General features: G+C 42.0%; 24 protein-coding genes. 17 read left to right on the top strand and 7 right to left on the bottom strand.

From position 1 onward, the window contains the following. Positions 1-108: 108 nt before the first annotated feature. Positions 109-453, bottom strand: a complete 345-nt coding sequence (locus MHH60_RS26950) for a winged helix-turn-helix transcriptional regulator (RefSeq protein WP_036684053.1) — start codon at positions 451-453, stop codon at positions 109-111. 174 nt (positions 454-627) lie between these two features. Between MHH60_RS26950 and MHH60_RS26945 the strand changes: the two genes are divergently transcribed. The 5 genes from MHH60_RS26945 to MHH60_RS26925 all read left to right on the top strand — a co-directional run bounded on the left by MHH60_RS26945 (position 628) and on the right by MHH60_RS26925 (position 5448). Further along, positions 628-1560 carry an aldo/keto reductase family protein gene (locus MHH60_RS26945; RefSeq protein ID WP_076133914.1) on the top strand — a complete coding sequence of 311 codons (933 nt, stop codon included), beginning with the start codon at positions 628-630 and terminating at the stop codon, positions 1558-1560. Between the two features lie 31 nt (positions 1561-1591). After that, positions 1592-2440, top strand: coding sequence for an NAD-dependent epimerase/dehydratase family protein (locus tag MHH60_RS26940; RefSeq protein ID WP_076133915.1), 849 nt, complete (start codon positions 1592-1594; stop codon positions 2438-2440). A 35-nt stretch (positions 2441-2475) separates the two neighbouring features. Continuing rightward, positions 2476-3498 (top strand): SDR family oxidoreductase, encoded by a 1023-nt coding sequence (locus MHH60_RS26935; RefSeq protein ID WP_076133916.1) that lies wholly within the window; start codon positions 2476-2478, stop codon positions 3496-3498. Positions 3499-3651: 153 nt separating this feature from the next. Beyond that, positions 3652-4311, top strand: a complete 660-nt coding sequence (locus MHH60_RS26930) for a class I SAM-dependent methyltransferase (RefSeq protein WP_076133917.1) — start codon at positions 3652-3654, stop codon at positions 4309-4311. A 132-nt stretch (positions 4312-4443) separates the two neighbouring features. Beyond that, positions 4444-5448 carry a CapA family protein gene (locus tag MHH60_RS26925; RefSeq protein ID WP_081388897.1) on the top strand — a complete coding sequence of 335 codons (1005 nt, stop codon included), beginning with the start codon at positions 4444-4446 and terminating at the stop codon, positions 5446-5448. Between the two features lie 646 nt (positions 5449-6094). Here MHH60_RS26925 and MHH60_RS26920 read toward each other — a convergent pair. Together MHH60_RS26920 and MHH60_RS26915 are read right to left on the bottom strand one after the other, a co-directional pair. Next, positions 6095-6928, bottom strand: coding sequence for a carbohydrate ABC transporter permease (locus MHH60_RS26920; protein WP_036684045.1), 834 nt, complete (start codon positions 6926-6928; stop codon positions 6095-6097). Next, a complete protein-coding gene (locus MHH60_RS26915; protein WP_036684044.1) occupies positions 6928-7818 on the bottom strand; it encodes a carbohydrate ABC transporter permease in 891 nt (296 codons plus the stop codon). Before MHH60_RS26915 ends, MHH60_RS26920 begins: the two co-directional genes overlap by 1 nt. A 197-nt stretch (positions 7819-8015) precedes the next feature. On the opposite strand from MHH60_RS26915, the gene MHH60_RS26910 reads away from it, so the two are divergent. The 4 genes from MHH60_RS26910 (at position 8016) to MHH60_RS26895 (ending at position 15163) form a co-directional block, all read left to right on the top strand. Beyond that, positions 8016-9878, top strand: coding sequence for a sensor histidine kinase (locus tag MHH60_RS26910; RefSeq protein WP_076134080.1), 1863 nt, complete (start codon positions 8016-8018; stop codon positions 9876-9878). Further along, the gene (locus MHH60_RS26905; RefSeq protein WP_076133918.1) at positions 9871-11514 is read left to right on the top strand and encodes a response regulator; all 1644 of its coding nucleotides are present in this window, start codon (positions 9871-9873) and stop codon (positions 11512-11514) included. The genes MHH60_RS26910 and MHH60_RS26905 overlap by 8 nt, the downstream gene beginning before the upstream one ends. A 125-nt stretch (positions 11515-11639) precedes the next feature. Next, on the top strand, positions 11640-12950 hold the full coding sequence (locus MHH60_RS26900) for an ABC transporter substrate-binding protein (RefSeq protein WP_076133919.1): 1311 nt from the start codon (positions 11640-11642) through the stop codon (positions 12948-12950). 119 nt (positions 12951-13069) lie between these two features. Then, positions 13070-15163: a glycoside hydrolase family 36 protein gene (locus tag MHH60_RS26895; RefSeq protein WP_076133920.1), complete on the top strand. Its 2094-nt coding sequence runs from the start codon at positions 13070-13072 to the stop codon at positions 15161-15163. Positions 15164-15241: 78 nt separating this feature from the next. On the opposite strand, the gene MHH60_RS26890 is transcribed toward MHH60_RS26895, so the two are convergent. Beyond that, positions 15242-16006: a sensor histidine kinase gene (locus MHH60_RS26890; protein WP_172628795.1), complete on the bottom strand. Its 765-nt coding sequence runs from the start codon at positions 16004-16006 to the stop codon at positions 15242-15244. Positions 16007-16032: 26 nt separating this feature from the next. Further along, positions 16033-16788, bottom strand: a complete 756-nt coding sequence (locus MHH60_RS26885; RefSeq protein WP_341161179.1) for a LytR/AlgR family response regulator transcription factor — start codon at positions 16786-16788, stop codon at positions 16033-16035. A 176-nt stretch (positions 16789-16964) separates the two neighbouring features. Between MHH60_RS26885 and MHH60_RS26880 the strand changes: the two genes are divergently transcribed. The 8 genes from MHH60_RS26880 to MHH60_RS26845 all read left to right on the top strand — a co-directional run bounded on the left by MHH60_RS26880 (position 16965) and on the right by MHH60_RS26845 (position 24984). Continuing rightward, the gene (locus MHH60_RS26880) at positions 16965-18692 is read left to right on the top strand and encodes an ABC transporter ATP-binding protein (protein ID WP_076133923.1); all 1728 of its coding nucleotides are present in this window, start codon (positions 16965-16967) and stop codon (positions 18690-18692) included. A 76-nt stretch (positions 18693-18768) separates the two neighbouring features. Then, positions 18769-18948 (top strand): CLI_3235 family bacteriocin precursor, encoded by a 180-nt coding sequence (locus MHH60_RS26875; RefSeq protein WP_076133924.1) that lies wholly within the window; start codon positions 18769-18771, stop codon positions 18946-18948. A gap of 95 nt (positions 18949-19043) precedes the next feature. Beyond that, on the top strand, positions 19044-20447 hold the full coding sequence (gene ccpM, locus MHH60_RS26870) for a Cys-rich peptide radical SAM maturase CcpM (RefSeq protein ID WP_076133925.1): 1404 nt from the start codon (positions 19044-19046) through the stop codon (positions 20445-20447). After that, positions 20447-21568, top strand: coding sequence for a TIGR04066 family peptide maturation system protein (locus MHH60_RS26865; protein WP_081388881.1), 1122 nt, complete (start codon positions 20447-20449; stop codon positions 21566-21568). The genes ccpM and MHH60_RS26865 overlap by 1 nt, the downstream gene beginning before the upstream one ends. 16 nt (positions 21569-21584) lie before the next feature. After that, on the top strand, positions 21585-21869 hold the full coding sequence (locus tag MHH60_RS26860; protein WP_036684022.1) for a hypothetical protein: 285 nt from the start codon (positions 21585-21587) through the stop codon (positions 21867-21869). 1 nt (position 21870) lies between these two features. After that, positions 21871-22506: a DUF6033 family protein gene (locus tag MHH60_RS26855; RefSeq protein ID WP_076133927.1), complete on the top strand. Its 636-nt coding sequence runs from the start codon at positions 21871-21873 to the stop codon at positions 22504-22506. 93 nt (positions 22507-22599) lie between these two features. Further along, positions 22600-24126 (top strand): S8 family serine peptidase, encoded by a 1527-nt coding sequence (locus MHH60_RS26850; protein WP_081388882.1) that lies wholly within the window; start codon positions 22600-22602, stop codon positions 24124-24126. A 600-nt stretch (positions 24127-24726) separates the two neighbouring features. After that, entirely contained in the window at positions 24727-24984 is a 258-nt protein-coding gene (locus tag MHH60_RS26845) for an AbrB/MazE/SpoVT family DNA-binding domain-containing protein (protein WP_036684015.1), read from the top strand. Positions 24985-25089: 105 nt separating this feature from the next. Here the strand turns inward: MHH60_RS26845 and MHH60_RS26840 are convergent, their stop codons facing one another. Together MHH60_RS26840 and MHH60_RS26835 are read right to left on the bottom strand one after the other, a co-directional pair. After that, a complete protein-coding gene (locus MHH60_RS26840; RefSeq protein WP_076133929.1) occupies positions 25090-25599 on the bottom strand; it encodes a PadR family transcriptional regulator in 510 nt (169 codons plus the stop codon). A gap of 96 nt (positions 25600-25695) precedes the next feature. Continuing rightward, positions 25696-26859 (bottom strand): YhgE/Pip domain-containing protein, encoded by a 1164-nt coding sequence (locus MHH60_RS26835; protein ID WP_076133930.1) that lies wholly within the window; start codon positions 26857-26859, stop codon positions 25696-25698. Positions 26860-26968: the final 109 nt, after the last annotated feature.

Here is a 26968-nt window from a genome sequence, read left to right as displayed (position 1 = left end):
AAGTAAGAATCCATTGTATAGCCAATTTATAAAAAAGAAGCCACCCTATAAGTAGAATTCTCTACTTTTTGGACAGCTTCTTTTTTCATCAGTCACAATCTGCTCAAGCTAAGTCCATTTCGCGGACCACAGCTTCATTTCCTTCAAAATTTGATGTAAATCCTCACCTTTGGGAGTAAGCGAATATTCTACCGTAACAGGAACAGTCGGAAATACGTGACGTTCAAGCACACCATGCTCCTCCAGATGGCGCAACGTAGTGGTCAGTGCGCGGGGAGACACATTAGTGATTTTTCGTTGCAGTGCCCCAAAACGCTGCGTGCCGTCGAATAGCTCTCTGAGGACAAGAAAGGCCCATTTTCCACCTAATACTTCAAGTGTTTTTTCAACATTACATTCAATAGTAACAGGGGTTTTGGGGATATAATTATTAGTAGATTTAGCTGTCTTCAAGGTATCTCCTCCTGTTTGTGAAGCTACTATACTCTAGTATAGTAACTACACTAGAGATCATATAATAAACTAATTTTCACTTCTTTCTATTATATACAAACTATTCTAGAATGAATATGAGTGCTAAGCAACCTGCCAAAATCAAACACGGAACTATGGAGAGGAGCAGTTATTATGAAATATCGCAGATTAGGTGGAACCGGTTTAAAAGTCAGTGAGATTAGTTTGGGAAGCTGGCTGACATACGGAGGCTATGTGGAAAGAGATAATGCTGTTAATGCCATTGAAACCGCTTACGACTTAGGCGTGAATTTTTTTGATACTGCAAATGTTTATGAAAAAGGTGCTGCCGAGAAAGTACTAGGTGAGACTTTACGTAACTACTCTCGTGAGTCCTATGTATTAGCTACTAAAGTATACGGGGAAATGGGCTCGGGACCTAACGACCGTGGACTATCCCGCAAACATATTACGGAACAGTGTCATGCTAGCTTGAAACGTCTCGGAGTAGAATACGTGGATATTATGTATTGCCACCGTTTTGATCCGGAAACTCCAATTGAAGAAACCTTACGTGCGCTGGATGATCTGGTTCGGCAAGGCAAGGTATATTATGTCGGTGTTAGTGAGTGGACGGCGGCGCAAATGACCGATGCGTTAGCTGTAGCAGACCGCTATTTGCTAGATCATATTGTTGTTAATCAGCCGATTTATAATATGTTTAACCGTTATATTGAGAAAGAGATTATTCCGCTTGGCGAGCGCCGTGGGATTGGACAGGTGGTATTTTCTCCGCTGGCTCAAGGGCTGTTAACTGGAAAGTATAACACGGACATCCCTGAGGATAGCCGTGCTGCTAAGCTGGAACGATTAAAAGATTCGATTACAGAAGAAAAGATTGAAAAAGTCCGCCAATTGAGTGGGATCGCCACGGAACTGAATATCTCTGTTGGGAATTTGGCTTTGGCTTGGATTTTGCGTCAACCTAATGTAGCTAGTGCGCTGGTGGGTGCCAGCCGTCCGGAGCAGGTCGAAGAGAATGTTAAGGCTTCAGGTATTGAACTTTCGGAAGAGATTTTGAAGAAGATTGAGGAGATTCTGGAGTAGTTGTTAGTTTCATAAAAAAGGAGACACACTCATGACGAAAGTAGTTATTACAGGCGGCAGTGGGATGTTGGGCAGATGGGTGGTCCGGCATTTTGTAGAGCAAGGGTATGAGGTTGTGAATGTAGATACGCAAAAATCCGCAGATTCTTTGTGCCCAACGATGATTGCTGATTTGAATAATTTGGGTGAAGTGTATGGTGTGCTTGCAGGCGCTGATGCAGTTGTACATTTGGCTGCGATTCCAGCTGCAAATATAAAGACGAGTGAGGTCACCTTTCAAAATAATGTAGTATCTACCTATAACATTTTGGAGGCTGCGGCGGGTCTCGGGATTCGAAAAGCAGTGATTGCTTCCAGTGAATCCTCTTACGGAATCTGTTTTGCGGTTAATCCTTTGGGGCCGAAGTATGTGCCTATGGATGAGGAGCATCCACAGTTGCCTGAAGACAGCTACGGTCTGTCTAAGGTTGTGAATGAGCAAACCGCTGAGATGTTCTATCGCAGAAAGGGTATACAGGTCGTTTCCCTAAGAATCGGAAATGTTATTGATCCATCGGCATATGAACGTTTCCCTTCCTTCATTCATGATCCAGCGCAGCGCGATCGGATTCTATGGAGTTATATTGATACACGGGATGTAGCAACAGCTTGCCAATTGGCAATCGAAACGGATGGATTAGGCGCGGTTGCTCTTAATATATGTGCAGATGAGACCAGCATGGCTGTTCCTAGCAGAGAGCTAATGGCCGCACGTTATCCAGAGGTGACGGATTTCCGCCAGCCGCTGGAGGGTCACGAGTCGCTACTCAGTAATGAGAAGGCCAAAAAGCTGCTGAATTGGCAGCCGAAGCACGTATGGCGAGATTATGTTAACCAGTAAATAACGAGCCGGATTCACTATAAGGAGCGTGCAAAATGAAGGTCTTATTTATTGGAGGTACGGGATTAATTAGTCAGGCTGTATCCCCGTTGGCTGTAGCTCAAGGAATCGAGCTGTATTTGTTCAACAGAGGACAGCGGGATGAATTCGTTCCAGAAGGTGCAAAAGTAATTAAAGGAGACATTCGTAATCCGGCAGAAGCCGCATTAGTATTACGAGATTACGAATTTGACGTAGTGGTAGACTGGATTGCTTTTACACCGGAACATGTGCAGGCAGACATTGACCTGTTCACAGGTAAAACGAAGCAGTACATTTTCATCAGCTCAGCCTCTGCTTATCAGAAGCCGCAGCGTAATTATGTAATTACAGAAGAGACACCGCTGGAGAACCCTTATTGGGAGTATTCGAGGAATAAAATTGCGTGTGAGCAGCTGTTGATGGAAGCTTACAAGGCGAACGGATTCCCGGTTACGATTGTTCGTCCTTCCCATACCTATGGAAATACAACCATCCCTGCGGCACTCACGAGTGGCCAGCATCCTTGGTCACTGATCGATCGTATCCGCCGCGGCTTACCTTTAGTCATACATGGAGATGGAACCTCTTTGTGGACACTGACGCATAATTCGGATTTTGCCAAAGGTTTCGTTGGATTGCTTGGACATCCGGAAGCGATAGGTGAGGCCATTCATATAACTTCCGACGAGGTATTAAATTGGAATCAGATCTATGCGGCCATCGGACAAGCGGCAGGTGTGGAACCTAAAGTGGTGCATATCTCCACAGACTTTATCACAGCCTTTTCCCCTCCAGGGACAGCGGATGGCTTGATCGGTGATCAAGCGGTAAGCAGTGTTTTTGATAATAGCAAAATCAAACGTTTCGTACCTGACTTCCAGGCTACTGTGCCTTTCTCCGAAGGGATTAAGCAGTCGGTTGCTTGGTTCGAGGCCCACCCTGAGCAATGTACGGTCGATGCAGAATGGTCTGCGTTACTTGATAAGTTGATCGAGAGACATGGAATTGAGGCCAAACCTCTTTCTTTCTACGCATAAGGTTTATACAGTTATATTTAAAGACGGTCTGTTCCTAAGGGAGCAGCCGTTTTTTTTGGGTTTGTCTCGTTCAATGTAAGGTTATGGAATGAATCAGCAAATCATGAATATACTCTCACTACCTAAAATTCCGTTGAAAAAGGAGTCCTGGCCATGCCAACCCATCCCTTTGTCTCGCGTTTTTTCGTAAATTCAGATGCACGTCGTGAGAAGTTAATTTATGATCTGCCGGAATCATGGTGGAGCCGTCCCTTTGAATATGAGTGGTGTATTAACTTTATTTCTCCGCATGGTGTTGTACTGGATGCAGCCTGTGGGATTCCTCATCCCTTGAAGTTTTATTTGGCAGGGGTTTGTGCAGAGGTCTATGCCTGCGATATGGACAGTAGGGTTATTTACCCAAAAGCTATCCAAGAATGTATTGAAAATGAGATTGGGGAAAAAGCGGCAAAGCAGGTTATCGCTAGAAGAACAAGCAACCTGCATTTGGCTCAAGCTAATCTGACGGATCTGCCATATGAGGATGAGAGCTTTGACACTGTTTTTTGCATATCGGTATTGGAGCATTTGAGCTTTGAGGATACGGTGGGTACTTTACGGGAATTTCACCGGACGTTGAACGAAGAAGGATTATTGGTATTGACATTTGATTATCCGACGGTAAATCTGAGTCTTATGAATGACCTGCTGCTGCAAACTGGATTTCAGTATTGGGGGGAGACAGATTTTGAGTTGCCTGCGGATGCTGTGCATACGGATGCGTGGGGTGGATTAAATTGTTTTAGAGCCGTTCTGAAAAAAGCAAAGGAATAACAGGTCTTTCTACTCTTAATTTAGTAACCTCTTTCCAGTATGCTAGGATCATAGCTAACAAAAGATGAGAGGAGGCTGTATTTTTTGAGATTAGGATCGAAGGTTTTGCGTAGAATAGCACTCATTACACTTATGTTAACACTAATAGTTCCGGTGACATCTGCTTCCAGTGCAGCTTCACTATCTTCAGATCCTATAAAGCTTGCTTTTGCGGGGGATATCCTTTTGGACGGTTTTGTTGGCGATCAGATTGCTAAATATGGGGTGAACTTTCCGTTTGTAAAGGTCGCACCTACGCTGCAAAAGGCTGACATCGCCTTCGCCAATCTGGAGACGCCTGTGTCTATCCGAGGGAAAGCGGCAGAGAAAACCTTTGCCTTCAGATCCAAACCAGCAACGTTAGGCGGCTTAACCTATGCAGGGATTGATGGAGTGTCCTTGGCGAATAATCATATTTTGGATTATGGAAAAGACGCTATGCTCGACACGCTGATCCATTTGGATCGAAACAAGATTGGCCATACAGGCGCTGGCAAGGATGAAGACGAAGCGTTCAAGCCTTATACTAAGACGGTAAAAGGGAAAAAGATCGCCATCCTTGGCGTTAGCCGTGTGCTTTCAAATCCTTCGTGGTATGCCGGCAAAAACAAACCGGGAGCCGCTTCAGCTTACACCTCGCAGCCTATGCTTAGCGCCATTCAGAAGATGTCCAAGGAGAATGATTATACGATCGTATATATTCACTGGAATGAAGAGTTTAAGGATTTTCCTGAAAAGTACGCACGCACACTAGCTAAACAGATGATTGATAGCGGGGCGGATTTAATTCTTGGCGCACACAGTCACTGCCTTATGGGCATCGAATACTATAAGCACAAGCCCATTTATTATTCACTTGGGAATTTTGTGTTTAATCGCTCCACACGTGGTGGGGAAAAAACACTTAATTCTATGCTGTTGAATATTGAGATTAAGGACTCCAAGATCACCAGCAAGATTACACCTGTCAAAATCATTGGCGGACAGCCTAATTTTATGGATGATTCCTACAATAGGAAAACGATTAAGCTGTTGAACACCCTATCTTTTAATGCCAACATAGACGCTAACGGCAGGGTCACGGAAAAGCAGCTTTAATAAATACAAACTCTGATTAACTATTCACGGATCACGCCCGATCCCGTTGGAATGCGAAATGTGTGGAGTACTAATGGAGTAACTGTGGAGTCCGTATGGGGTGGCATGAAGTACGTATGGGGTACGTATGGAGTATGTATGGTGTATACGTATGAGTATGTATGGAGTATGTATGGAGTATGTATGATGTGGTGTATATATTACCTATGGAGTGCCTATGGAGTGCCTATGGAGTCCATATGGGGTGGCAAGAAGTACGTATGATGTGGCGTATGGAATACCTATGGAGTACCCATGAAGTATCATCGCTGTAATTGTGAAATAACTACATTCTATACACCTATTTTATATGTAAAACGGACCATTCTGCTTTTAAGTGTATTTTATGCAACTAAAAACTAGAGAATCGCCCTAGAGGGCAATAAATCAATAGAATAGTTGTACGAAATACAGCTATATCCATCGGCCGAGCGAGTTACAGAGTTATAGTTGTACAAAATACAGTTAAACTACTAGTTAGTATTGGAACGTCTGTATCAAGAGCAGACCGCAACAGTATGCAGAGTATTGGAACGTCTGCATAAAGGGGGAGATCCATATGGATCCCCCCCCTTTTTATGCAGAAGCTAAGTTTGGAATTAGATAATCAGCCCTTCACCGCCCCCGCAACAACACCCTTAACGATGTACTTTTGCAAGAAGATGAATACTACGATCGATGGCAACACCGCCATGACCATAGCTGTCATCGCATATTGCCAATCTGAGGTATATTGGCCCACGAAGGTGTAGGCAGCCAGTGTCAGCGTTTTGGTATCTGGGGAGCCGTTGACCATGAGCAGCGGGAGCAGGAAGTCATTCCAGATCCACATTACGTCGATAATGACAATGGTTGTTGTGACCGATTTCAGCAGTGGGAAGATGACACTGAAGAACAGGCGGAAGCCGGAAGCTCCATCAATCGTGGCACTCTCATCAATTTCAACCGGAATCCCTTTGACGAATCCATGGTAGATAAACACGGCGAGTGGAGCACCGAAACCCCAATATAACAACCCAAGTCCCCAAGTACTCTCAGAGAGATTTAACGTCTTAGCGGTTTGCAGAACGGTCAGCATGATCGATTGGAACGGGATCAGCATCGGCATAATGCAGAGGAAATAAATCACCCCGCTCAGTCTGGATTTCGTCCGTGCCAGCTTGTAGGCTGCTATGGATGAAATGAACACAATACCCAGAAGACCTACACCGGTAATGACAAAGTTGTTCAGAAACAGCTTCGGATAGTTGATAAACTTCCATACGTAGGAATAGTTACCGAATACCAGATGTTTCGGCAGGGCGATGACATCCGTCATGACTTCGCTAAAGCTTTTTAACGAGTTGATAATCGTCAGAAATAGCGGATATAGAAACAGAAGAGAGAGGATGACCATAACAACCTCTAAAATGATTCGGCCTGCTTTGCGGTTTGTATTCATTATGCCTCAACCTCTCTTCGTTTGAAGAATGCTAACTGGAGAATGGTTACCACCAAGACGGCCAGGAACAAGATAAGCGCTTTCGCTGTACCGTATCCATAGAGATTGTTCTGGAAGGTATCCCGGTAGATATCGTAAGCGATACTGTAGGTAGTTCCGCCAGGTCCGCCCCCGGTTAAGGACAGGATGACATCGAACACCTTGATCGAATTGGTCAGTGCCATGAACACAGAAATCGTAATGGATGGAGCGAGCAGCGGCAGCGTAATACTGAAGAATTTTCTCATGGGACCAGCGCCATCAACTGTGGCTGCTTCTTTGAGATCCTCAGGTACAGATTGCAGACCGGCAATATAAATGACCAGATAAAAACCAATCGACTGCCAGATGGAGACGGCCAGTATAGAGACGAAAGCAAGTCCCGGCGTCCCTAGCCAGCTTAGACCAAATATGGACCAGCCTGTACTTTCTCCGAGTGAGTTGAAACCTTGCATAAAGATAAATTTCCAGATAAAACCGACAATGACAAGACTGAGGATATAAGGAATAAAGAAAGCGGCTCTCAGCCAAGGGGTGCTCTTCAGCTTCATGTCCAGAACTAATGCGAGCAAGATGGCCAGCACGTTAACGAGAACAATGTACAGAATCGCATACTTTATGGTGAACCAGGCTGAATTGGCGAAGTTGGTGTCGCCCATAAAGATTTGTTTGAAATTATCAAGTCCGACAAACTTAGGGTGTTTCGAAATTCCGTTCCATTTGGTCATCGAATAGCGGATAGTCATGGCAAACGGAATGTAGAATGCTACAGCGATACAGATTAGGACTGGGAGAGTGAATAATCCGAATTCTGTTTTCTCGCGCCATCTTTTGCCGAGTGATTTTAACATGGATGCACCTCTTCTTGATTTGTTGGGTGGTAATATCGACTAGGCTTGCCACACATAACCATTCCGGTTAGTCTATATTGTGTATTATAGAGCAGTACCCTATACTCAAAAATGGATTTAAGAGTACAGTTAGGGGTAAAAAGGTGAACTGAAATATTTATAATTAAGCTTGTAAATCGTGGGGGAGGTTGCCGGTCATTATTAAAAAATGGATCATAAAGCGGTTTGAACCCGTGCTGGAGCTTGTCTCACGCAGGTTGGCGAACAAGCTTATTTTGCTGTTTACAATCATCATTGTTTTGGTGGTGACCTCACTGACGTTCATTTCATACGGCATGCTGCGAAAAGAATCGGTGGATAACAGCATCGCCAGTACGAGCAACAATCTGTTGCTTGTCGGCCGGAATCTGGAGAGCTATTTGGACGGCATCGAGCAATTATCCCTGCCGCAAATATCGTATGACGAGATCACCTATGCGATTTTGCATGAATCAGAGGATTATGCCTCGAAGATGTATGTGGAGGACTACTTGAAGAACCTGTACTTCTCCCGCAATGATCTGGAAGCAATCTACCTGTATGTGATCAAGGAGCACAAGTATTATTATGTCACCAAAGAGAACTACAATATTACCGTGCGGGTCGCCGAGCATCCGTCGATTGAGAATCTTTCCTGGTATAAAAAAGCGCTGGCCAGCCCGTTTAACCGTTCTTACCAGTCTTTTGTAAAAAACCAATCCTCGATGATCAATAGCTCCGACTACCCTATAAATAAGGATAAAAGCTTCATGGGCTACCATCGATTGCTGCGCTCTATAGTTTCCAGGGAACCACAGGCGGTGCTCTCCCTTTATTTCAACTCCTCGGTTACGGACGAGATTATGAAGGATATTCCCTTCAGTAAAGGGCAGCACCTAATGTACGTCAGTCCCGATAATGAACCTTTTGTGGTGGATGACCCCGGGTTTTATCAACAGAGCGAACAAGAGGGACTGCTTAAGGAGCTGACACCAGCCTCAGGAGGACGCGTGACGTGGTCGGATAAAGAAGAGAAGTATCTAGTGATTTATGACATCAGCAAAAAAGAAGGCTGGAAGCTGATTAAGCCGATTCCCTACAAAGAAATTTATGAAGCGGCCACGACAACACGCAAATTGAACTATTTCATAGGACTGTTATTTTTAATCGTTTCGGTCATCTTGGTCAGCATTATTTCGAACAAAATAACGAACCCGCTAAAGAATCTGTCGCTGCAGATGAAGCGGTTCAGTACAGGCAGCTTTGACGCTGAAGCACAGGTTGAAGGAAAGGATGAAATTGCCTATCTGTCTCGCCACTTCAATAAGATGGTGGAAAAGACGAATGAGCTGATCAATGAACGGTATAAAATGAAAATTGTCGAGAAAAATGCTGTACTCAAAGCATTGGAAGCTGAGATCAATCCGCATTTCTTATATAATGCTCTGCAAGCCATTTCCACCAAGGCGCTGAAAAACAACAATGATGATATTGTCGATATGGTCGATAATCTTGCTATGACGCTGAGATACTGCATTAGCGGTAAAGATGTGGTCCATGCCAGAGAGGAATTAAAGCATATTGAGCGTTATTTAGCGCTGCAGAAGGCTCGTTTTGGAAACAGAATGCAGGTGGCCTACCAGTGGGAAGACGAATTACTGGAGCTGGAGATTCCGAAGCTGTCCATTCAGACCTTGGTAGAAAATTGCATCAAGCATGCGCTGGAAAAAGTATCCACAACGATCACAATTACTATTGAAGCGCATGTGACGCCCAGCCATACTGTTATTTCAGTGACGGATGATGGGCCGGGATTTAGCGGGGAGCGGCTGGAGAAAGTGAGAAATTCTCTTCAAATCCAGTGGGAGGATCAGGGCGGAGAAAACGCTGCCGAAAGTGACACGGAAAGCATTGGACTGAAAAATTTGAACACGCGGCTGAAGCTTTTGTATGGTGAGGCTGCGGGTTTGGCCATTACCAGTGATGCTGGCGGAACAAAGATGGACATGCGGTTACCGCGGGGAGGGATTAACCATGTATAAAGTACTGATTATAGATGATGAGGAACCGTTGCGTGAGGCGATCAACATCCTGGGAGACTGGAAAGGACTAGGTGTCGATCAGGTACTGGAGGCTACGGATGGAAATATGGGCCTAGCCATGCTGCGTGAGCAAAAGATCGACCTCGTATTGGTCGACATGAAGATGCCGGAGCTGAACGGAAGTGAGCTGTTGCAGATCGTGGAGAAGGAGTTCCCGGAACTGCTGACGATTGTAATCAGCGGCTACAATGATTTTGAATATACCCGCCAGGCTATCCGTTCTAAGGTAGTTGATTATTTGCTGAAGCCGGTCAACCGGGGGGATTTGAATGCGGCCCTGCGTAAAGCTATCGATGTGCTGGAAGCTAAACGCAAGAAAGAAAGCGAGTTCATCAACAGGAACATTACGCTCAACATGTCTCTGCCGAAGCTAAAGGAGAAAATCTATCTGTCGATCATTGAGCGCAGCTTCAAAAATCAGTCCAACGAGGCTTTTCTGCCATTGATCGGCGCCGATACGGCCGGAAACTATTTTGCTGCGGGTGTACTGCGGGTGCTCAATTTGGAACAAGTGCGTCGTAATCGCTTCCATGAGGACCGGGATTTGCTGCATTTTGCCGTCACAAATGTGATTAATGAGAATAGCGACGAGCATTTTCAGGCCTTCAGCTTCGCCAGCCATAAGGGAGAACGCGAGTTTATCGCCATCTTCACGATGAAAGGCGGCTATGAGGAGGACGCAACTTTCCGCTCTTTACATCATATGAAGAAGTTAGTTTCGACGCTGAAGGAGCTATTCGGAATTGTTGTTGCCGGAGGAATTGGACAGCCCTATGGTGACATCATGGCGCTTGCTCAATCCTATGAGACTGCCAAAGCCTCTCTCGACGGGATTGACCTCCTGACGCTGAAGGGAGCGATTGTCACAAATAGCAGCAACGATACTTCCCAGGGGAAAGATAATCCCTCCTTGACGGGACGTATGCCCTTGATTCGCAACGCACTGGAGAGCGGGAACATCAATCATGCCAAAAGTATTTTAAGCGAATTCACAAAGAAATGGGAGGCTTCCGGACGTTTTAATCTGGGCGAGGCTGACCGGCAGATAGAGGAATTTATTATTTTACTGAACGATATTGCGACGGAGCTGGATGCGGTCCCCGAACGTATTCGCGGCGGTAAAGATAAAGGATTGCGTGGGCTAGGCATCGGGAGCGATTTTGCTTCCTTTGGCGAATTTGAGCGGGTGCTGAGCGGAATTCTAGATTGCTATGGCAATGAAATTAGCAAAAGCCTTGCTGGCAATCGCCCCAGCGTACTGGAAAATATTAAAGCATACATTGATAATCACTATTTTGAGAATATTAAAATATCGATGTTCACGGATAAATATTTCCTGAGCAGAGAATACTTGATGAAACTTTTTAAAGGGCAATATGGTTATGGCATACATGAGTATGTACAAAAAGTAAGAATGGATAAGGCAAAGGAGCTGCTATCCACCCCCGATTTGAAAATCCAAGACATTTCCGAGATGTTGGGGTACAAGGACAAAAATTATTTCAGCAAGGCGTTCCGGAATTATTATGACTGTTCACCTTCTGAATATCGGGTTCTACTATTGAACGGGGAGTAGTGAAGCGGTTACATGAACACACTTTTTTACCCTAATAAGTTCACTTATGTACATTCTTATCCTTTTTCTTTTTCTTTAGAATTGTCTCAAGACCACTAGATGCATGAGGAAAAGGGGGCAACATCATGTTAAAAAGATTTATGGCTTTATCTGCGAGTCTGCTGCTCGTCGGCGGATTACTGGCGGGTTGCGGCGGAAACAACAATGCCGCTAACAATAGCGGAACAGGGAATACTCCTGCCACAGATTCTGGCAAGCCGGTCACGATTAATATGTTCACCGCATCACCCGAGTACACTGATGCTTTTAACGCTTATATTGCCGAGTACAAGAAAGTTAAACCGAATGTGACGATTAATCTGGAGATTATGCAGGCTGACTACAATACGGTGCTCAAATCGAAGATTGCTGCGGGAAGTACACCTGACGTATTCCAGACCACAGCGGGCGGAGATATTGATACTTTTGCGGAGTATAGTGCTGACTTAACTAATGAGCCACTGGCTGCAGCGATGACCGATGCAGTGCGTTCTAACATGAGTTCTTCGGACGGTAAAGTACTCGGTCTTCCGGTAAAAGGAAATCTATTCGTCCTGATGTACAATAAGAAACTGTTGGCTGATGCGGGGATTACAGAAGTTCCTAAGACAACAGCCCAAATGGACGATGCGATTACTAAGCTTGAAGCTAAAGGCATTACTCCTTTTGCCAACGCCTATAAAGAGTGGTGGGTATGGAAACATATCTTCCAACACTTCGTAGATGCGGCAGCCCAAGATGCGGGTACGGATGCTAAGACACTTGTAAATGACTTTATCGCTGGAAAAACCACCATCAAGGATCACCCGGTGCTGTACAATAACTTCTTCAGCTTCGTTGATACTACTGTTAAACATGGCACAGACAAACCGCTTGAACGGGACAGCAATGCTGAAGTCAGCGACTTTGCATCCGGCAAAACAGCGTTCATGACGGGTAAAGGCGCATGGGATGAAGAAGCCATTAAGAAAATCACACCTGACTTCGACCTGGGCATTATGGGTTACCCAGTCAGCGACAAGGCTGAACAGTCCCAGATCATTACTGGTGCGGATCAAGCGCTGCGTATCAATAAGGATTCTGCTGTAGCTGGTGAGACTATTGAATTCTTCAACTGGCTGTATACTTCTGAATACGGTAAGAACTGGTTCTCAACAGTAGCTAAGGTTATTCCTCCAATTAAGGATGCTCCAATGCCTGACCTGCAAATGCCAAAAGAAATGGAAGAGATCCTCAAGACAGAGAAATCCGGTGACCTGTCCGTGAACTACTCTCTGGATACCTTCCACCAAAAATTTGGTGAGCTCATGCAGGCTTACATCGGCGGCAGCAAAACTAAGGATCAAGCCATTTATGAAATTCAAAAAGCTTGGATTCAATTCGGATCGGCAGAATAACTAGGTTCAGATCAGGGGGCGGGCTCCAAGGTAAGATTCACTTACTGGAGAACCGTCCCTTTTTTATATGTTATATAATCATAAGAAGATACTGAGATAAAGTCAGGAGGTACATTATTATGAATAGCAAAATGATTGAAATCATTGAAAATGGACTATTTCTTACGATTGAAGTTACGGAAGATCAGGATGTTCGGCTATTGCATTTTGGCGCGGCACCTTTGGAAGCAGCCATAGCGGATAAGAACAAGCAAGGCTTCCGGCTGCTGGAGCTGCAATTATCGGGCGAAGACCGCGCCGAATATCACGGGCGCACACACCGAGCATCCTATCCGGGTCTTCGGATGGTATATGTGGGACACAGCGATACAGTGAATGCACTCGGGCGTAAATTGGAGCTTAGCTTGGCTGATCCGATTACAGGAATCCAGGCAGTGCAGCATTTTCAGTTCTACAAGGGCGTGCAAATCGTTCGAAGCTGGACAGTGCTAAAGAATGCTGGAGAAGCTGAGGTGGCAGTGGAATACATCTCCTCCTTTGCTCTTACAGGTGTAGACAAAGAGGGGGGCGGGGAGCGCAATGATAAGATTGAAGTAACCCTTGCCCACAGCGGATGGCAGAGTGAACTTCAGTGGCGGACTTACCGCCTGCCTGAGCTTGGGATGTATCATTTGGCAGACCGTGGCTCCAAACGAATTGCCGCAAGCAATACAGGCTCTTGGTCAGCAGCGGAACTTCTGCCGATGGCGGTTTTGCATAATAAGGAGAGCGGGACAAGCTTGTTCTGGCAGATTGAGCATAACGGCTCTTGGCATTGGGAGCTGACGGATCAATACGATCAGCTTACACTGCTGGTCAGCGGACCTACAGAACATGACAACCATTGGTGGCTGAAGCTAGCTCCCGGTGAAGAGTTTACTTCGGTGCCAGCAGCTGTAGGTGCTGTGCAGGGAGGATTTCAGGGCGCGGCAGAACAGCTTACGGTATATCGCCGGATGATCCGCAGACCTAATGAGGATAATGAGCTGCTGCGGATTATTTTTAATGACTATATGAATTGCCTATGGGGAAGCCCAACGACTGAGAAACTACTGCCTTTAATTGATGCTGCCGCAGAAGTAGGTTGTGAATATTTCTGTATTGATGCTGGCTGGTATGCACCCGGAGAGTGGTGGGATGGCGTAGGCCAGTGGGAGCCTTCCAGCGATCGGTTTCCGGAAGGGATTAAATATGTGCTCGACTATATCCGCAGCAAAGGGATGATTCCCGGACTATGGCTTGAGCTGGAGGTTATGGGCATCAACAGCCCGAAGCTTGCGGAGACTGATGACAGCTGGTTTTTCATGCGGCATGGTAAAAGGGTTAAGGACCGTAGCCGCTATCAGCTAGATTACCGCAACCCGAAAGTCATTGATCATGCAAACGGTGTTATTGCGCGTCTGGTTGAGCAGTACGGTGTAGGATACATTAAAATGGATTACAACATCAATGCAGGCATTGGGACAGAAACGGATGCGGACAGCTTCGGAGATGGGCTGCTACAGCATAACCGCGCTTATCTGGCTTGGTTGGACAGCATCTTTGTTCGTTATCCGAAGCTTGTTATCGAGAACTGTTCCAGCGGGGGAATGCGCATGGATTATGCGATGCTTAGCCGACACAGCATCCAGTCTACCAGCGACCAGGAGGATTATGTACAGTATGCGGCGATTGCCGCAGGTTCTCCGGCAGCACTGACACCGGAGCAGTCCGCAGTTTGGTCTTATCCGCTGCGCGAGGGGGACGATGAGGAAGTCATCTTCAATATGGTTAATGCGTTGTTGCTTCGTGTACACCAGAGCGGTCATTTGGCGGAGCTTGAACCTCACCGCAGAAGTCTAGTTAAAGAAGCGCTGGATTATTACAAAACCATTCGCAGTGATATCCCACACGCCACACCTTTCTGGCCGCTCGGCCTGCCGGACAGTGAGGGCGAATGGGTCAGCCTTGGCTTGCGGCGCGGCGAACGACGGTATGTCGCGGTATGGCGGATTGACGGAGAAGCTGCAAATGTCCAATTGCCGATAGAAGAGCTGAAGGGACTTGAACCAGCGATCGCCTGTGCCTATCCTCAGCAGCATAGCTCAACCTGGAATTGGGATAAATCAGCAGGAGTTTTGACGGTGGCGCTCCCACCAGGAAAAACAGCGAGATTGTTTGAGATTACTTCGTAAAGATTGCGGCGGGCCTGCTCCCCTTCAATCTGATGTTTGGGGGAGCGGTCGCTGTAGCTTGCTAGGGAAATAGTTTATTCACTGCCTTTCTAATTCGGTCAGGATTGGCGTATCTGCTGAAAGTATGTTTAAAAAAGGCAGTACAATGATCGTTTCGAATTCATTATTTTGAGCGTTAGTAACCAGATGACCTCCGTATTTTTCGGTGACACTTTGAATATTTGTTAAGCCGAATCCGTGAAAAGCGGGATTCTCTTTAAAATTATGCTGCACTATACTGCTAGAATTGTTCCGTGAGTTGGTGACTTGGATAAACAATGAAGTATCGGTAGTGAAAATTAGCAGCTGAATAAATCTATCTTCTTTTTTTGGAACTCTTGCAGCGGCGTTTAGCGCATTATCCAGCACGTTCCCGATCACGGTACATAAGTCAAACCGGTCAATATCAATAGCTTCGGCATGTATATGAATATCATAATTCATAGCAATTTTATGTTCACAAGCAATATTTAGCGCGTTACCAATTAAAGAATCAATTACCAAATTACCTGTTGATAGTTTTAGAGAAGGCTGATGAATTTGACCGAGCATTGAATTAATATGATGGATAGATTCCTGAATCTCATTGTTCTGAATACAAGTCCGGACATATACCAATTGCTTGTTCGTATCATGGATAACTTGTTTGATGCTTGTAAGGGAATGTGCGGTTTTTTCATAGCTGTTGTGTTGATAATCCATCTGTTTATGTAATTGCAGATTTTCTTTAGTTAGTTTGGTATTTTCATTAATTTTACCGAATAAAAGGATGGTTTCTCTGATTAGCAGAATAAGCAACATCATGATGACCATTGATAGATAAAGAGTCGTCATCCTCGTTCTTTGAATTGTGCAATCATATAATAGGCGTAGGCTTCTTTAACCTCTTTTGCCTGAGTACGGCCAATAGGAAACTGCTCTTGATTGGTCATGACTACGGAAGTAGCTGTAAACTTATGGACATGTTCAAGATTAACAATAACGGAACGATGAATAAGCATAAACGGACGGTTTAGTTTACTTATATATTCTGAAATTGTACCTGAAATTATGTAATGCTGCATTGAGGTAATGATCTTTAGCCGGTTTTTAGCCAAGGAATGTTTGATTTTAACAATCGCAATAATGTCAGAAGTTCTGATCACCATATGTCCATCTTCAGTTTTAATCATTAGAAACCTATTTACAGAAGAAATGATATAGTTACATAGCTTTATTATCTTTGCCTCAAAACACTCATAATCTACCGGTTTAATCAAATAATGGAAGGGTTGCACATCAAAGCTGTTCATTACGTACTGCGGATAGTTAGTCAAAAAAATAATTTGAACCTCCCGATCCGGAAGTGCACGGATTTTTTTTGCAACCTCGATTCCATTTAATCCTCTCAGTTCAATATCCATTAGAAGTATATGAAAAGGATAACTACTCTGTTGATTATAATAGTGAAGCAATTCCTCACCACAAGTAAAATATTGGGTCTCGAAAGGGTAAACCGTGCTTTGCATAAGTCTTGGGAGATATTCCTTTAGCAACTCGTGTTCCTTTTCCTCGTCATCGCATACGGCTATGCGTAACAAAGTCATTCCCCCCATAATTAAATTTGTTAATCTTCAGAGATACCAAAACCTGACACAAACCGTCATTCAGCCTCCTATTTCAACCATTAGCTACCAAATTACCCCAAATATTCTTTTATATGATATATTGATAGCGTTATCAATGTCAAACCGAAGTTTGAAACTAGAAGAGGAAATATTCTATGAATGATAAGAATACCCTTAAAAAACTTATCGGATTATTCAAACCGCATAAAAAGAATTTATGTTTTATTTTTCTGCTCTTAATATTTTCTACTTTGATTAGTTCCATTTTGCCGATGTTCAACAAAATTATTATTGATGAAGGATTTATGAAATCAGATGTTAGAACCATTATTTTAACGGCAATTTACATCTTTCTTTTTTCAATGTTCAGTAGCTTTTTAGATTTGCTCAAAGAAAAACGAAGAATAAAAATAGCTTCAAATATTATCTACTCGTTGCATAAAGCTGCATTTAATCGACTTATGAAAGTGAAAGTGAAATATTTCACTGATAAAAACTCCAGTGAAATTTTAAATCGCGTTAGCACCGATATATCAAATATTTCGCAAATAACGGATGGTAGTATGCTTTTTATTGTTAGTCAGTGTTTTAGTTTGGTAGGAGGAGTTATTGGACTTTTTATCATAAGTTGGGAACTTACACTCATTGTGCTTATTTTAATCCCTATAGAATATTTAATTTTGAAATCGTTTGCTAAAAAAAGAAAGTCTCTTGCGGAAAAATACATCACGAAGGATGGAGAATATTCGCATTGGTTTGAGGATAGTTTGAACGGTGTGAAGGAAACAAGGCTTTTTAATTTATTCATTTTCAAAGAAAAAGAATTTGCAGACAAGCAGAATCAAGTAATAACCTCCCATATGGGAATCAGTTTATTGGATAATTGGCGGATTACTGTGGAGAGATTTCTAATTGGAGGACTAGTTCTTCTTATATATGCTTCTGGATCGACGATGATATTAGATTCAAAGCTTTCGGTAGGAAGTATATTTGCATTTATTACTTATAGCACTTATGTGACCACTCCTATCTCATCGATGTTGAATATTGGATACTTATTGTCGGGGATAATGCCTTCTGCCCGAAGGTATTATTCATTGCTCGAGGAAGAAATCGAAGCTTGTGATGTAGAATCCGCCAACTATGATGTGAAGCTACTCAACCCTTTTGGGAGCATTCAGTTTGAGAATGTAAGCTTTGCTTATGATACTGAACTGATCTTGTCAAATGTGAATTTCACGATTGGCAGCCATGAGAAAGTGGCCATTGTAGGAATGAATGGTTCGGGGAAGTCTACAATCCTAAATTTAATCCAGAGGTTTTACGAACCACTTACAGGACAAATTTTATTTGATGGAGTGGATATTAAGGCTATTAATTTGAATGAATATCGGGAATTAATTTCGACTGTTAGTCAAGAGATATATCTTTTTGACACAACCATCGAAAATAACATAAAACTTTACAGTGAAAACCATGAGGAGCAGTATAGACAGGCTATTGAGGCTACCCAATTATTAGAGAAGGATACAATCCGGTTTGAGGATTATGTCGTAGGTTCTAATGGGAACAAGTTGTCCGGTGGACAAAAACAAAAAATCGCGATAGCCAGAGCATTAGTAAAAAGCAGGCCTATGGTGATTTTTGATGAAGCGACCTCCAACCTTGATCTTCACTCTGAACAAGCCATCAACCATCTATTAGATACAGCACTCAGTAACAATACAGTGATTATAGTCAGTCATAGGCCGGAAATTCTGAAGCATGTGGATAGAGTAATCTTTTTAGAAAAAGGTCAGGTATCCGCTATTGGACTTCATGAGAAGTTGTCTTATACAAATGAAAGGTATCGGCTCATCACACAACAGCATCAATTCGTTTAATGGTTTACCCTTCGAGTGATTTAAATATCAAATATTGATATTTAGATAAATACGATTTGAAAGGAGGAATAGGCATATGAAACAACTTGTAAAAAGAACAAATGCAAATTATGAAACGTTAGAGGCATATGCAGCTTGCAGTGCATGTCCTTGTTATGCATGTACCTGCAATGCCAGCGGATCAAACAAAGCAGCCATGAAACAAGTAAGCTATACTGGTAACTCCATGAAGATGACGGCTATTGGAATCGGGTAGTAAGTGCAATCTTAAGTATAGCTAAGAGCAGGATGGCTAAATGGCTTTATTAAAAAAGCTGTCCTGCTTCACTTTTAGAGTGGGGGGGAGTTCAGGTGCCAGTATTTCATTTATTTGAAACGGTAACGGGAAAATATATGTTCGATGCGAATGCAAATACATTTCTTAAATTAAATGAAAGATCCTATCAGGCTTTGTTGAACTATAGAAATTCAAACTTTGAACAAGTGGAACCGGAGATTCAAAACTTATTTGATTCCGGTTTTTTGGCGGAGAAACAGGATTTTGAGATGATTCATCCCATGAGCGACTCTTTGCAGCACAATTTAAGCAGAAGTGTTGGCTCGATAACTTTGCAGGTCACGCAAAACTGTAATTTAAGGTGCAGCTATTGCGCATATTCAGGGAGCTACTTACACAGAGTACATACCAATAAGAGAATGAAAAAAGAGGTTGCTTTGAAAGCAATTAAGTTTTTGATTGAGCACTCCGTAGATTCTCCAATTATTAATATTGGATTTTATGGAGGAGAGCCCTTACTGGAAATGGACTTAATAAAAGCTTGTGTTGCTTATGCCAGAGAACAAAGTGCGGGCAAAGAACTAACGTTTAACCTTACTACAAATGCAACTTTAATTACTGACGAAACCTTAGAGTTCTTATCTTCTAATGATTTTAATTTAACGATCAGCCTGGATGGCGATGAAGTCGCGCATGATAGAAACCGAGTTTTTGCGGTAAATAATAAAGGTAGTTTTCAGACTATTATGGATAATATTGAAAATATCAAAAACAAAACACCAGACTATGTTAATAAAGTGATGTTCAATGCAGTAATTGATCCAAATTCGGATTTTAGCTGTTCCACAAACTTTTTTTCAAACTATGAGACCGTAAAAGACTTTGCTGTTATGGCAAGTGATATAGCAAGTAGCTACAAAAAAAGTGAGTCCTTAATCAATGACAGTTTTATCAAGATGTATAATTACGAAGTTTTTAAATTATTTCTTTATAAATTTGGTAGGCTTAAGAAAAGTGATGTATCCAAGCTGGTGATGGAAAGCTTTGATCAAATCCAGGAGAATGTCCATAACAGGCTTAGAATCTCTTTCTATGATGTAAAAAAAGACCATCATTCCGGACCGTGTGTTCCAGGAGTACAACGATTGTTTGTGAATGCTGACGGTGCTCTGTATCCCTGTGAAAGAGTTAGTGAAGCATCTAGTGTAATGAGGATTGGGCATATAGATACAGGCTTTGAATTGGATAATATCCGGAACATACTAAACATTGGAACAATAACGGAGAAAGAATGCAAAGAGTGCTGGGCCTTTAGATATTGCACTTCTTGTGCAATGGCCGCTGATGATATCAATGAGTTTTCTACTGCCAAAAAATTAAGTATCTGCAATAAAGTTAAAGAAAACACTGAGAGTTTGTTTAAAGATTATTGCGTACTAAGAGAGTTAGGCTACGACTTTGATAAAGAAAAAGTGTAATGGGGGAGACAATGGTGAAAAAAAGAGCAATTGTTTATCCATATCATGCAGATTTCGGTCCGGTCGTCAGATTCTCCAATTTACTGGGCAACTATGAGCTTGTTTCATTAATGGCACCTTTAGGTTTTGGACTAAATGAAAAAGATGCAGCGTACAGCTATTATGGTGAGGATGTGGGTATAAAAGTTAAAGATTCTTTTTCAGATGATGAATTTGATGTGTTAATGATTTGTGAATTTGAATGCAGTTTTGAAAAAGTGGTGTTCCCGACAATTATCAAAGCCGCAGAGATGGGGAAAGATATTGTCCTGCTTAACAGATGTGCTGATCATGAAGTTGAAATGGTAAAGAAGGTATGCCTGAAAAATAATGTGGAACTCACAAGTTTTTTTGGAATTGACATTGACAGAACGAAAGTAGAACTCGTTGAGAAAATACTGCTGGATATTAATGTTCCGATAATCTGCGTGGCGAGTCTTATGGAAAAATCCAATAAATTTGATGTTCAGCTTAGCCTAAGGGATTATTTCTTGAAAGAAGGGTACAAAGTAAGTCAAATTGGGACAAAATCTTATTGTGAGATTATGGGATTTCATTCTTTTCCTGATTTTATGTTTAATCATAAAGAAGCGGAGATAGATAAAATATTTCTTTTTAATCACTTCTGTAAATATATTGAATTGAACGAACGACCTGATGTAATGATTATCGGAATTCCAGGCGGGACAATGGTATATAATAATCTGTTTACCAATAGATTTGGTATTACTGCATTCGAGGCGGCTAGTGCAATCCATCCGGATGTCGGTATTATGAACTTGCCCTATGATGATTTTAATGGAGAGTTTCTCGATAAGATATGTGTGTCAACAAAGCATAAATTAGGTTTTGATATTGATTGTTTTAATATGTCAAATCATAAATTTGATACGGGCAGAAGCAAACAGGATAAAGAATTGAAGTTTTTTACGGTTGATTCTAAGTTGGTTGATGAAAAAATTGCACAAATATCGCTAGAGTCAAAGGTTCCTCTTTTTAATTCGTTAAATGGGACAGACACTTTGAAATTAGCAGAATGCTGTGAAGCTCTATTGTTAAAGGAAAATATGCAAATCGTATAAAAGAAGGGTGATATTTATGGATCTGGATCAAGTGCGTGAACAGATAAACGAAATATTATTCGACGTAATGGGAATGGACAAGATCAAGCTTAATGAAAACTACTTCTATGAAGATTTATTGGGCGAGGCGATGCAGTTCTCACCACGAGATTTGTTGGTTCTATTTGTACATATTGAGGAAAAACTAAAAATACAAATTCCGGAAACCGATATATTAAATGGATGCTTCAACAGCCTAGATCGAATTAATAATACAGTTTGCCGCATTCTACAGGAAAAAAGAATAAGGGAGTTGGTTTAAGTTGTTGAATGTAGCTTCACTCAGTAGCCTGAATCGTGCGGGGGCTGCAATGGTAATCCAGAAAAATAAGAGTTCAGAGATTTCATTTCAAGACGCGTTATCGACATCGAGTTCAGAAGCGGTTTTGACGGAATTGGAAAAAAAATTCGACATTAAAATCAACGTTCAAGCCATACCAAAGAGCAATGAAGCAGTGAAAAGTGTATACTCTGGTAGCGTTGGCAAAGGGAATGTAACCATTGCTCCAAATATACTGAATCAGTCGGCAACAGATCCACAAATGCAAAAAAGGGTAGAAGCAATTATTCAGGATCATTTTGCTTCCAGCGCTAATGATAAACCCGGTGATGCCAGTGGCGTCATTATACATCCGGATGGAACAGCTACTTTTTGGGTGATTGGTGATTATTTAACACCTGCCGAGCGGGAGAAGATTAATAAAGAAGTAGAGGCAGATAAAAAGAAAAAGGCGGAGCAGTTGGACTCGTTGAGTAAATTAAGTAGTAGCACTAGCCTATCACAATCCGGGTTATTTATTGAGAATTCCAATAATGGCGAAGCAGATAGCATGTATTTAAATAGTGTGCTACAAGTTAGTCTGGATTCGATGCTGCGGAAAAAGAACCTGTTTAATTAAATGATTAATCACTTTTTTAATCATGACTACCGCCTGGGTCAATGGATTTGTGACCAATGAGGCGGTTTTATTTTTGTTGAACTGTAAAAGGAGATGATGAACATCGAAGCTAAAGTGAAAATTGCCGTGATTGATGATGGTATCAACGAATATTTGCTAGGTGAACCGGTTGTTCAACAGTTGATCTTCAATGAAGATTTCACAATAGACGCTTATACAATAGACAGTCCCGAAAGAATAACTCACGGCACCATCTGCGCAGGCATAATTAAGCACTATTATCCGGAAATCTATATGTATAGCTTGAAGATATTGTCTGATACCTTAAGGGGAAATATCCAGAAGTTGTATAGTGCACTAGAATGGTGCATTCAAAATGATATCCAAGTTGTAAATATCAGCTTGGGAAGCCATTGCTCAGCGGATTTATTAGAAACGCAGAGAGTTATAAACAAGGTTGCTGGTCAAGGCTTAGTTATTGTAAGTGCCGCAAGTAATCATGATTATATTACATATCCAGCTTCTTTTTCAAACGTTATAGGCGTTAAGAGAGAGGTAAGCAACACACTGCACGAAGGGGAGTTTTATCTCAATGATGATATCATCGACGGTATAGAATTTACGGCTTTTGCTAGACATCATTTGAATGGTAAAGAGTGCAGCAACTCGAACAGCTTTGCCGCGCCCATGATTACAGCCAAAGTATGTGAACTCATTGGTAAATCTCACCTAACTAACTTGCAGCAAATAAAACTCATGTTGTCGAAAATGGCAAATAACTATAGGGACGATAAACACTTGTCTATTTACTATGCTGACCCTGATTGGATAAGTGATATATTAGTATGCTATGTGAACGGAAAATGCAAATTGGACAATCGGAATCTTTGCGTTAACATACACGGTGAAATTGTCGTTCCCGCTGAGTCGGCTTATGATGCTGTTGATGCAGCCCTATTGGCTTACAAAGAAAATATTGAGACTCTCGTTGTGATCAGCAGAGATCTTTACCCTGATGCTTATGTTGAATTACAGTGGATTGCTTCGAAATACAATAAAAATGTAGTGTTTATTGACAATTACCAAGGAAAAGATATGAACGAGATAGTTAACAATCAGTGTACTAACATTAAGTTATGGCATAGCTTATTCAAAATACACAACATTTACACACTTAACAGCACCCCATTGCTGATCGAAGAGCCAATGGTTTCTATTTACATCCCTGCTGACACTGACTTTGAAGTTATTCTCTGGTTAAAAGGGCAATTTAAAAATAATAACTATAACAGTTATTTTGCATCGAATCACCCTATCGGAGTTTTATACGGAATAGACTATGTTCCTGAGACAAACTCAGCGCAGACATCTTCCTATTTTTCCTTAATTCTGAATAAGAAATCTTACGATATCGCGATATATGTCTTATATGGCTATGATATTTCGGATAAAATAGAAACGGATATTGAAATAGACATAGACATTGAACCATTAAACGGTTACTTTCAAGCAACTTTTGCTGTAAATGGCTTATGCAAGGAACGTATTATCAATATTAAACAGATTGATGAAACCTTTATCGGAGAACTATATAATTCTATAGTTTATTTACTCTCTTAATGGGGGACAAAAATCATCAAACACTTAGAATACCCTCCATTAACTTCTTTGCTAGCCCCTCGTTAGTCGACTTCCGGATTCATCGTATTTACACTACAGTGATATCATCAGCCTTGTATTTACATGAGGATTCGATACACACACTACTCATAGCGAAATTATTATTCCAATGATAGATCCTATTTAAGTTTGACTTACTAAACATCTGGGTAAATGACGGAGTAGCGTTCTTGCTAGTTTTCGACAATTTCCTCTTACTGTGATTGCGGATAAGCGGAGTGACAAGATTTACAAATAGATTAACGAAGGTTTTTTAGGGTAGAATTGTCATCTAGTAGGGTTACATTCTGGGCGGATTTCGACATTCCCGAGAAGCCCCTATTTTTTTGTGTTCTGACACGGCTTCAAATCTTGGTGCTCAACAGATATCATACATTGTCGAAATTTTGTCGAATAATATCATATAATGTAGAAAAATAATTGACAGGAAATGAATAGAACTTTAGAATTAGGTAGTAGCGTAATCATTACTATCATATAGAAGCGTACATAGCTTTTAGCAAGAATGATTATAAATGTGACTTCAAGGGAGGATGTACGATGATGAAAGCAACAGGCATAGTAAGAAAAGTGGATGAATTGGGACGTATCGTAATTCCTATTGAACTGCGTAGAACAATGGGAATCGACATAAAAGACCCGCTCGAAATTTTTGTAGACGCTGAAAAGATTATCCTTAGAAAATATGAGCCAACTTGTATCTTCTCCGGAAGCTCAGAAAACCTGATCAATTTCAAAGGTAAAATGGTAAGCAAAGATGTTCTTGATGAACTTATTGCAAGCTTTGATAGAGCATAATCCATATACCACATATGATTTTTTAAAAAAAGAACCAGTATTACAAGCACAAGATGTGCATGTAATACTGGTTCTTTTTTTAGGGTGTACTTTCGAAAGCGGGTTTTATTTAGACTCTAGCACACTTTGGATTTTTTTGATAAAGGCATCATATTGTACGAGGCCTAGCTCCATGCACAACTTCTGGTAGGAGGATAACTTATGATCTAGCTGGTTCAATTTCTGTTCCAGATCGTCGTACATTGCCTGCTTTTCTATCAATGCTTGCCGAAGCAGATTATCTATGTTCTCTTTGTCCGTCTTTTCCCCAAAATACAGGTGCATAAAAAAGTCAGAACGCAGAACCTCTTTTTCGGCTGGTGATTGTAGATAAGCGTGGAACTGATCCAAGCCGGCAGAGGTAATGGTGAATACATTTTTGTCGGGTTTGCCTTCCTGTCGCACAGATTCTTTAGTGATCAGATTCAGCTTTTCCATCTTGCTTAGGGTAGGATAGATCGTGCCATAGCTGGCATCGAAGAAAAATGAGAAGTATTCCTCGAAATGTCGTTTTATCTCGTAACCAGAATGAGGTTTTTCGCTTAAAATCCCCAGAATAACATCTTGTATGTTCATAAATCATTGCCGCTCCTTTCTTTCACTTCCTACCATATCACAACTGCATATCGCTCTCAATTTGAAATGGCATAGCCGGAGTGGCAAACTGTATAATTACGCATTTGCTGGCACGGGCTCTTGTTCTCGTGAGATCCGAGTTTCTTTACGTAGGGAAGTGACAAGTACGCTTAAAACAGCAATTGTTGCCCCAATACAGAGTAAATAGAACATATCCTTCCATACCCCGTTACCCCCGATAACCAGGTCGAGCATACCATTAACTGCATAGTAAGCGGGCGAAAAGGGACCGATCCAGTTATAAAAAGGTGAAAGCACATCGCGTGGAATAGTTGCTCCGGACGCTAGCATTTGCATGGAGAGAAGGGCAATATTTAGCCAGCCGCCAGCATCCCCGAGGAGCAGCAGACTAAACTGAGCAAGGATCATGCAGGAGAGAATTACCGTGAACTCGAACAGCCACATAAGCAGAAAGCCACGATTAGAGTGGATACCGAGTGAGTTAACCATGATAGTTCCCACTAGTGAGATAAGCACAGCCGTTCCACCCATAATGACAAATCGGGCTGCAAAGCGATTCCATTTACTAAATTGTCCAGACAAGTTGGAGGAAGCTTTATGGAGATTCATCGCGAGTAACATAGCACCGGTAAATGAGGCGGTAACGATCATTAAGGGAACCATAGTTTGTGCAAAATTAGTTGTAGGGTTAATGATTTCGACGTTGGCGGAAATGCGGCTGCTTGCAGCACTTTTGATGATCTCCGCTTGTGCCTGCGGCAGATTCATAGCATCCAAGGTGTGGCTTAGTGCTGAACTACTGCTTTGAGTGTTCATTGCAGCCGTGACTTTAAGTGCTACCGTCTGCATGACATTGCTGACCATCTGCGGATTAGATTCATTTAAGAAGTAGTGGAGTTCAGTCTTTGCAGATGGGTTGCTGATCTGTCCAGTGAACCCTTGGGGAATATTGATAATCATGCGGATTTCTCTATGCTCAAGTGCTTCTTTTGCATTTTCTAGTTGGAGATCCTGTCTGGTTACGAACTGAAGTGATCCTGCAATTCCATCGACTATAGGCTGGGCATTTGTACCATCCTCATTAACAATAGCAATGGGCAACTGATCTACCCGATCCGTTACATGATCGTACCCTGTAATCCAAATTAAGCTGAAAAAAACTTGGAACAACAGTGCAGTTATAATTCCAATGATGGTAGCAGGCTGCTTGAGGAAGCGTATGATTAATGGATTTGACATGGTTATTTCTCCTTTATATTTCAAGTTGTGATATTACAGATTGAAATATAGCATAACGAAATATAAACTGCAACAGAAAAAGTTAAGAGCATGGACATTACAAAGTGAT

This window comes from Paenibacillus sp. FSL H7-0716 (assembly GCF_038002705.1).
GTDB lineage: Bacteria > Bacillota > Bacilli > Paenibacillales > Paenibacillaceae > Paenibacillus_AQ > Paenibacillus_AQ odorifer.
The sequence above is the reverse complement of the archived record's forward strand: the minus strand, read 5'-3'. Positions and strand labels throughout refer to the sequence as shown.

Excerpts from the sequence above, each read along its gene's own strand:
- MHH60_RS26865 (WP_081388881.1), top strand. The coding sequence starts at position 20,447 with ATGGGGGAGACAATGGTGAAAAAAAGAGCAATTGTTTATCCATATCAT.
- MHH60_RS26885 (WP_341161179.1), bottom strand. The coding sequence starts at position 16,788 with ATGACTTTGTTACGCATAGCCGTATGCGATGACGAGGAAAAGGAACAC.
- MHH60_RS26905 (WP_076133918.1), top strand. The coding sequence starts at position 9,871 with ATGTATAAAGTACTGATTATAGATGATGAGGAACCGTTGCGTGAGGCG.
- MHH60_RS26895 (WP_076133920.1), top strand. The coding sequence starts at position 13,070 with ATGAATAGCAAAATGATTGAAATCATTGAAAATGGACTATTTCTTACG.
- MHH60_RS26925 (WP_081388897.1), top strand. The coding sequence starts at position 4,444 with ATGTTAACACTAATAGTTCCGGTGACATCTGCTTCCAGTGCAGCTTCA.
- MHH60_RS26860 (WP_036684022.1), top strand. The coding sequence starts at position 21,585 with ATGGATCTGGATCAAGTGCGTGAACAGATAAACGAAATATTATTCGAC.
- MHH60_RS26875 (WP_076133924.1), top strand. The coding sequence starts at position 18,769 with ATGAAACAACTTGTAAAAAGAACAAATGCAAATTATGAAACGTTAGAG.
- MHH60_RS26900 (WP_076133919.1), top strand. The coding sequence starts at position 11,640 with ATGTTAAAAAGATTTATGGCTTTATCTGCGAGTCTGCTGCTCGTCGGC.
- MHH60_RS26920 (WP_036684045.1), bottom strand. The coding sequence starts at position 6,928 with ATGAATACAAACCGCAAAGCAGGCCGAATCATTTTAGAGGTTGTTATG.
- MHH60_RS26835 (WP_076133930.1), bottom strand. The coding sequence starts at position 26,859 with ATGTCAAATCCATTAATCATACGCTTCCTCAAGCAGCCTGCTACCATC.
- MHH60_RS26880 (WP_076133923.1), top strand. The coding sequence starts at position 16,965 with ATGAATGATAAGAATACCCTTAAAAAACTTATCGGATTATTCAAACCG.
- MHH60_RS26915 (WP_036684044.1), bottom strand. The coding sequence starts at position 7,818 with ATGTTAAAATCACTCGGCAAAAGATGGCGCGAGAAAACAGAATTCGGA.
- MHH60_RS26890 (WP_172628795.1), bottom strand. The coding sequence starts at position 16,006 with ATGATGTTGCTTATTCTGCTAATCAGAGAAACCATCCTTTTATTCGGT.
- MHH60_RS26840 (WP_076133929.1), bottom strand. The coding sequence starts at position 25,599 with ATGAACATACAAGATGTTATTCTGGGGATTTTAAGCGAAAAACCTCAT.
- MHH60_RS26945 (WP_076133914.1), top strand. The coding sequence starts at position 628 with ATGAAATATCGCAGATTAGGTGGAACCGGTTTAAAAGTCAGTGAGATT.
- MHH60_RS26850 (WP_081388882.1), top strand. The coding sequence starts at position 22,600 with ATGATGAACATCGAAGCTAAAGTGAAAATTGCCGTGATTGATGATGGT.
- MHH60_RS26930 (WP_076133917.1), top strand. The coding sequence starts at position 3,652 with ATGCCAACCCATCCCTTTGTCTCGCGTTTTTTCGTAAATTCAGATGCA.
- MHH60_RS26845 (WP_036684015.1), top strand. The coding sequence starts at position 24,727 with ATGATGAAAGCAACAGGCATAGTAAGAAAAGTGGATGAATTGGGACGT.
- MHH60_RS26935 (WP_076133916.1), top strand. The coding sequence starts at position 2,476 with ATGAAGGTCTTATTTATTGGAGGTACGGGATTAATTAGTCAGGCTGTA.
- MHH60_RS26940 (WP_076133915.1), top strand. The coding sequence starts at position 1,592 with ATGACGAAAGTAGTTATTACAGGCGGCAGTGGGATGTTGGGCAGATGG.